Genomic DNA, 6433 nt, shown 5'->3' on the forward strand with positions numbered 1-6433 from the left:
TGATCAGCGTTGCCCTAAGGAAGATCGATGCTCCCGCAAACGCAGACCTAGGCGATCAATTGCACTCGTTCCGCCTGCGCGCGATCAGCCAATCATGCTGCGTTGCATGCCGCTCCACAGACGCGGCAGCAACGAATGACACAGCAGGTCACAAGCTGACGCACCTCATGCCCGGCATGCGTCGCACCGAATTCACCAGTTGCGACAGAAAACGGTCGCAAGCGCCTGCCACACCATCGCACGCTCGCTTCGAAGGCGATGGACGACAAAAATTTGGCGCAGACAACCCATTTGCAGCTGGGTAACGGGCGCAGAGCGTGCTGAAAATCGGCAGGCCTCAGCTGGCACATAGTTTGCATTTTCCGGTCTATCAACTCGCAAAATAACCGCGCCCGGAATCTTCATGACCGTCAAAAAATTCCCGCTCGCGGTATGTGTTTACCTGACATGCGCTACGGTGTCGCCGAAGGGGCATGCAGCCACACCAAGCCTCGGCGCGTCGCCTGCCGACCGGCTTGCAGAGATCGGTCGTTATCGCGACCAGGCGCATTGGATCGATGCACTCGCCGCAATCGAGCGAGCCCAAGCGGAGCATCCCGACGACCCTCTGCTGTACAAGCTGCAGACGCTGACGCTGAGCGACATCGGCAATGCCTGGCTGGCCTGGCAGTTGTGCAAGGCGCGTCCTGACCTGTTCGACCAGGACCAGAGAGCGCATCTGGAATCGAACTATCTGGCCAAGCTGGTGAACTGGAGTCTGGCCTATGGCGAAAGCGAAGACACCCGTCTGACCGAGGCCGAAGACGCGCTCGCGCAGATGGAGCAGTACGTGCAACGCGAGGTGCAGCCACCGGCACAGGTACCACTGCGCATCCGCCTGGATCGCCTGATTCTCCTCAACCGACTGGGCCGGCATTCCCAGGCACGCGACGAAGCCGACGCCCTGCAACGGGAAGGCCATCCGCTTCCAGATTATGTGCTGCCGCCGGTGAGCGATTCGACGATGGCGACCCGGCACCCGGCCGAAGCGATCCCCCTGCTGAAAAGAGTTCTGAAAAGCGACCCCGGACGTTCCCAGTCGCGCTCGCAGCTTGTCTACGCCTACCTGGAGACCGAACAGGCGGAAAAGGCGATCGACTACCTGCAATCCTGGACGAAAGACGAGCCTACCTGGCGCTGGGGCGGCGGTAAGAGCCGGTATGCCAACTGGGCCCGCTACGAAGCCGATCTGAACACGGCAATGATCTACGCCTATAGTGGCGATCTGCCCACCGCGCAACGAGCGCTGGAAGGCCTGGTGGCAGTCGGTCCCGGCAACGGCGGCCTGCAGACCGCACTGGGCAGTGTGTATCAGATGCGTGGTTGGCCTCGCCGAGCACTGGAACGCCATCAGATGGCCTACACGCTGGACCCACGCGATGTATCGCCACGCATCAGCATGTACGAGTCCTATCGACAATTGCAGCGCGACGACCTGGCACGCCCTCTACACGACAGCCTGCTTGCCCGGTATCCCAACCAGCCTTCCGTGCTGCACATGGATCGCGACTGGCGCGCCCACGGTGGCTGGCAATTCCAGGCCACCGCCGAAGGCAGCCATAGTTCGAGCGGTAGCGGCAACTCGCCACTGGGCAATAACGATCAGCACTACAGCATGGAAGCGGGCTCGCCTGTCCTGGACGATCGCTGGCGTCTGTTCGCGTCCACCGATCGGCGTTCGGTCACCTTTCAGAACCGCTACATAGATCCCTTGTGGCTGAGTGGCGGCGTGCGCTATCGCTTCGGTCGCATCGATGCTGAAGCCGCCATCGCGCACCCCAGCGACAACATCGGAGAGACTGGCTTGCGCGCCAGTCTTGGCTGGCAATTCAGCGACCAGTGGCATGCCCGCATGGCCGCCGCACGCAACGACTCAGAGGCTTCGATGCAGGCGCGCATCTCGGGCATCACTGCCGACAGCGTGGCGGTGGCCCTGGACTACACGAGGGACGAACGCATGCACTGGCGGCTGGCCGGCAGCCAGTTCCGTTACGACGACGGCAACCGCCGCGACACCATCAGCAGCGCGATCGAGCAGCGGCTCCTGAGCCAGTCACGCCTGCTCATCGATGGCCTGGGCAGCGTCTACGCCAGCCGCGGCAGTCGCGAGGATGCGCCCTATTTCAACCCTGCGCATGATCGCTCGATGGAGCTCGGCCTGCGCATCAACCAGCAACTATGGCGTCACTACGAACGCAGCTTCCGCCAGCGCCTGACTGTCTCAGTGGGCAACTACTGGCAGCAGCGCTACGGCAACTCCCTGATCCCTAGCGTGGCCTATCGTCACGAATGGCAGCTCGGCCAGGGTCGGACATTTGAATACGGTGCCAGTTGGGCGCGCCCGGTCTATGACGGTCGGCGTGAACGTCGTCTCGGCATTGATGCGGCAATGCACTGGGGAGAGTGAGATGGGAAGAATGTTGCGCAATCTGATGGGCGTGCTTGTGCTGGTCCTGCTGATAGCGGCCCCTGCACAAGCCAAGTCGCTGGTCGACCCGGATGCAATCGACAACGGCCTGCTGGTGCTGAGCTATCACGACATCCGCGACGATGTCCGCGAGAAGGCCGACGCCGATGCGTATGCGGTCAGCACGCAAAACTTCGCCGCGCACCTGGATTGGCTGTCGGCGCACGACTACCACCCGATCTCGCTCTCGCAACTGATCAAGGCCTCACGGGGCGAAGCAGCACTGCCGCCGCGAGCAGTGCTGCTCACCTTTGACGACGGCCTGCGCAGCATGTACACCCGCGTCTACCCGCTACTGCGCGCGTATCACTATCCGGCGCTGGTGGCGGTGATCACCGACTATGTGGACATGGCGCCCGATCGCACCATCGACTACGGCTACCGCCCGTTCGGCCACGACGATTTCCTCACCTGGGACCAATTGCGCGAGATGCAGGCCAGCGGCCTGATCGAAGTGGCCAGCCATACCGACAACCTGCATCACGGCGTGCAGTCCAATCCGTACGGCAACCAGGCTCCGGCGGTAAACACCCGTATCTACGATCCCAAGACACAGCGCTATGAGGACGTCGGACAATACGCCGAGCGCCTGCGCGAGGATCTCGGCCGCAGCGTGCAACGCATCGAGCATGAGCTGGGCGTGCGCCCACGGGCGATCGTCTGGCCCTATGCCGCCTACAACCAGATGAGCAACGACATCGCCGAGCAACTGGGCATGCCGGTCTCTTTCGATCTGGAGGGCCGCAGCACGCCGGTCACTCGCGACCTGCATGGTCTGGCGCGCCTGCTGGTGACCGGCAATCCGACCGTGACAGGACTGGCTTTCGAACTGCGTCGCAACCCTGCACTGGATGGAACCCGCGCGCTGCAGATCGATCTCGATTCGCTCTACGACAGCGATCCGGCGCAGCAGGCCCGTAATCTGGACACGCTGATCGACCGGGTCAAACGCATCGGCCCGACCCACGTCTATCTGCAAGCCTTCGCCGATCCAGACGGCCGGAACACCGCCAGTGCGCTGTACTTCCCCAACCGGCACATGCCGATGCGCGAGGATCTGTTCAATCGCGTCGCCTGGCAGTTGAAGACCCGTGCGGGGGTGAAGGTCTACGCCTGGCTGCCCGTACTGGGCTATGAACTGCCCGACCCGAAGCAACGTGAGGCGCTGCGCATCCACAGTCCCGAACGCGACGGCATGTATCGCCTGGATTTCACCAATCCGCAGGCGCGCCAGATCATCAAGGACATCTACGAGGACCTGGCCATCAACTCCTACATGGAGGGCATTCTGTTCCATGACGATGGGTACCTGCGCGACACCGAATTGCCGCAGTTGCCGCCGGAAGGCCACGACGGTCTCCGCACCCAGGCGCTGATCGACTTCACCATGGAGCTGCGCGACAGCGCGCAACGCTGGCGGCCCAAGCTGGGCACGGTGCGCAATCTTTACGCACAACCGGTCCTGCAACCGCAGAGCGCGGCCTGGTTCGCGCAACGCCTGGATCTGTTCAACCGGGCCTATGATCGTACCGCCCTGATGGCCATGCCATGGATGGAAGGCAGCAAAGACCCGGAGCACTGGCTGGACACCCTGGTCGCGGCGGTGCGCACGCAGGACCTGGAACTGAAGCACACCCTGTTCGAATTGCAAACGGTGGACTGGCGCACCCATACGCCGATCAGCGGAGAGCAACTGATCGCGCAGATCCACCGCCTGCAGTCGCAAGGCGTGCGCCATTTTGCCTGGTATCCGGATGACTTTATCGCTGGCCGGCCGTCGACGGAGGATGCACGCGCGGCGATGTCCGCACGCACCTTCCCGTACCCGGACAAGTGAAATGGACACGTCCGCCTGGGTCTATTGCCTGTTCCAGTTCGCCTTCTTCTACCCGATCATGATGGCGTTCTTCTGGATCTCCGGGGGCTTGTACTACTTCTTCCGACGCGAACGGAAGTCGCGGCCACGCAACGACCCACCCCCGATAGTCGAGTACCCGCTCGCCAGCTTGCTGATTCCCTGCCATAACGAGTCGGACAATCTGGACGAGACCATCGGCAGCGCCCTGGCCCAACGCTATCCGAACTACGAGGTGATCGCCATCAACGATGGCAGCCGCGACGACACTGGCGCGCGCCTGGATGTACTGGCGGCGCGGCATCCGCGCCTGCGTGTGATCCACCTGGACCGCAACCTGGGCAAGGCCAACGCTCTACGCATGGGGGCGCTGGCCTCGCGCTCGGAGTACCTGATCTGCATCGATGGCGATGCGATGCTGGAAGAGTTCGCCATGCACTGGATGATCTGGCACCTCTCCAGCGGCCCACGGGTGGGCGCAGTGACCGGCAATCCGCGCATCCGCAACCGCTCCACCCTGCTGGGCCGGCTGCAGGTGGCCGAGTTCTCTTCCATCATCGGCATGATCAAGCGCGCCCAACGCGTCTATGGCCGTATTTTCACTGTCTCTGGCGTGATCGCGGGCTTTCGTCGCACCGCGCTGCACCGTATCGGCTATTGGGCTGACGATATGATGACCGAGGACATCGACATCAGCTGGCGCTTGCAGCTCGACCACTGGGACATCCGTTACGAGCCCAATGCTCTGTGCTTCATCCTGATGCCGGAAACCCTCAAGGGACTGTGGGGGCAGCGCCTGCGCTGGGCACAGGGAGGCGTGGAGGTGCTGCTACGCCATGGCCCTTCTTTGTTCAGTTGGCGCAAAAGACGCATGTGGGGCGTGCTGCTGGAATACATCACGAGCGTGCTGTGGGCTTACAGCATCGTGTTGATCGCGGTCTTGTGGGCACCCCGGCAGTTCTTTGCGCTGCTGGCAACGGGGCACATCCAGGCACTGCTACCGCAATGGCATGCCGCCGCCATGGTGCTGGTCTGCCTGTTGCAGTTCGCCAGCAGCCTGATCATCGACCGCCGCTACGAAAAGGGGATCGGCCGTAACTACTTCTGGGTGATCTGGTACCCGATCGCCTACTGGTTGCTCAGCCTCTGTACGACCGTGGTCGCCTTGCCCAAGACCCTGCTCAAACGCCGCGGCAAGCGCGCCATCTGGGTGAGCCCGGACCGGGGCATCCGATGAAGGCCCAGCACACCGATGCGACGACCTCTTCAACGGCGCGCTTCAATTCGCACCTGATCCGGAGCTCACATCAGCAGCCGCTGCTGCAACGTCTTGCCTGGTGCATGCTGACCCTGGCTGGTTGGGGCGTCTACCTGTCTTTGTGGGTACCGCTGGTGTCCATGCTCCGGGACTTGTCGAGCGGACGGAAGACCTGGACGCAAATCCACGGATACGATCAATACCTGGACCCGTTCATGGTCGTCGCGCTACCGGGCCTGATGATCTGCTGTCCTGCGTTGCTGATCGGATGGGCCGAATACAACCGTCACCGTTTCAGCGGCGAGGAGCGCCGTACCGCGCTGGAGAATGTAGAGCGCAGCGAGATCGCCCGTTCGCTTGGGGCGAGTGAGGCGCTGGCCGAGCAACTGGCCGCAGCCAAGGCGGTGACACTGCATATGGACGAACATGCACGACCGGTTGGCATGACCCTACAGGCGCTCCAGTCACCGCACGACAGCGACACCGCGCCGATCATGCCAACGTAGAGCGGCTAACAAAACTACTACGCAGCCGGCAGGCGGGCGCGGCCGGCGCTCGGAATCGGCATGTACCCACTCCAACACTCCGGTTCCTGTGCGCCGTCCACGCCCACCTGACGACCGCTCGCTACGTTTTGTTAGCCACTCTTAGTGTTTTATCGGCGTGCTTGCATTGGATAGTTTTCCGCAACGCCGCAGCCCGCGGGATAAGGGGAGAACCTGCGTGACTCAGAAACAGAAGATGGCATTGGTGACCGGGGGCTCGCGCGGGATTGGCGCCGCCCTCGAGGAGCGGTTGGCGGGCGATGGATTTG

At 62.7% G+C, this 6433-nt stretch carries 5 protein-coding genes and 1 other RNA gene; all 6 read left to right on the forward strand.

The window, feature by feature from the left end; all coding sequences use genetic code 11:
* The coding region (locus XAXN_RS22770; RefSeq protein ID WP_209018943.1) for a hypothetical protein at positions 1 to 305 on the forward strand (305 nt) is incomplete at its 5' end.
* A gap of 98 nt (positions 306 to 403) precedes the next feature.
* Complete coding sequence (pgaA, locus tag XAXN_RS14705; RefSeq protein ID WP_054320099.1) at positions 404 to 2446, forward strand: poly-beta-1,6 N-acetyl-D-glucosamine export porin PgaA; 2043 nt, start codon at positions 404 to 406, stop codon at positions 2444 to 2446.
* A gap of 10 nt (positions 2447 to 2456) precedes the next feature.
* On the forward strand, positions 2457 to 4343 hold the full coding sequence (gene pgaB / locus XAXN_RS14710; RefSeq protein ID WP_054320100.1) for a poly-beta-1,6-N-acetyl-D-glucosamine N-deacetylase PgaB: 1887 nt from the start codon (positions 2457 to 2459) through the stop codon (positions 4341 to 4343).
* Between the two features lies 1 nt (position 4344).
* Entirely contained in the window at positions 4345 to 5598 is a 1254-nt protein-coding gene (pgaC, locus tag XAXN_RS14715; RefSeq protein WP_054320101.1) for a poly-beta-1,6-N-acetyl-D-glucosamine synthase, read from the forward strand.
* Positions 5595 to 6125 carry a poly-beta-1,6-N-acetyl-D-glucosamine biosynthesis protein PgaD gene (pgaD, locus tag XAXN_RS14720; protein WP_054320102.1) on the forward strand — a complete coding sequence of 177 codons (531 nt, stop codon included), beginning with the start codon at positions 5595 to 5597 and terminating at the stop codon, positions 6123 to 6125. Before pgaC ends, pgaD begins: the two co-directional genes overlap by 4 nt.
* Before the next feature lie 60 nt (positions 6126 to 6185).
* Positions 6186 to 6262: non-coding RNA, sX9 sRNA (locus XAXN_RS21705), on the forward strand.
* Positions 6263 to 6433: the final 171 nt, after the last annotated feature.

Origin of the sequence: Xanthomonas axonopodis, assembly GCF_001304695.1 — a bacterium.
In the GTDB taxonomy this organism is placed as follows: domain Bacteria; phylum Pseudomonadota; class Gammaproteobacteria; order Xanthomonadales; family Xanthomonadaceae; genus Xanthomonas; species Xanthomonas axonopodis.

Bases quoted from the DNA above. Each gene is read 5' to 3' on its own strand.
- pgaC (WP_054320101.1), top strand. From the start codon at position 4,345: ATGGACACGTCCGCCTGGGTCTATTGCCTGTTCCAGTTCGCCTTCTTC.
- pgaA (WP_054320099.1), top strand. From the start codon at position 404: ATGACCGTCAAAAAATTCCCGCTCGCGGTATGTGTTTACCTGACATGC.
- pgaB (WP_054320100.1), top strand. From the start codon at position 2,457: ATGTTGCGCAATCTGATGGGCGTGCTTGTGCTGGTCCTGCTGATAGCG.
- pgaD (WP_054320102.1), top strand. From the start codon at position 5,595: ATGAAGGCCCAGCACACCGATGCGACGACCTCTTCAACGGCGCGCTTC.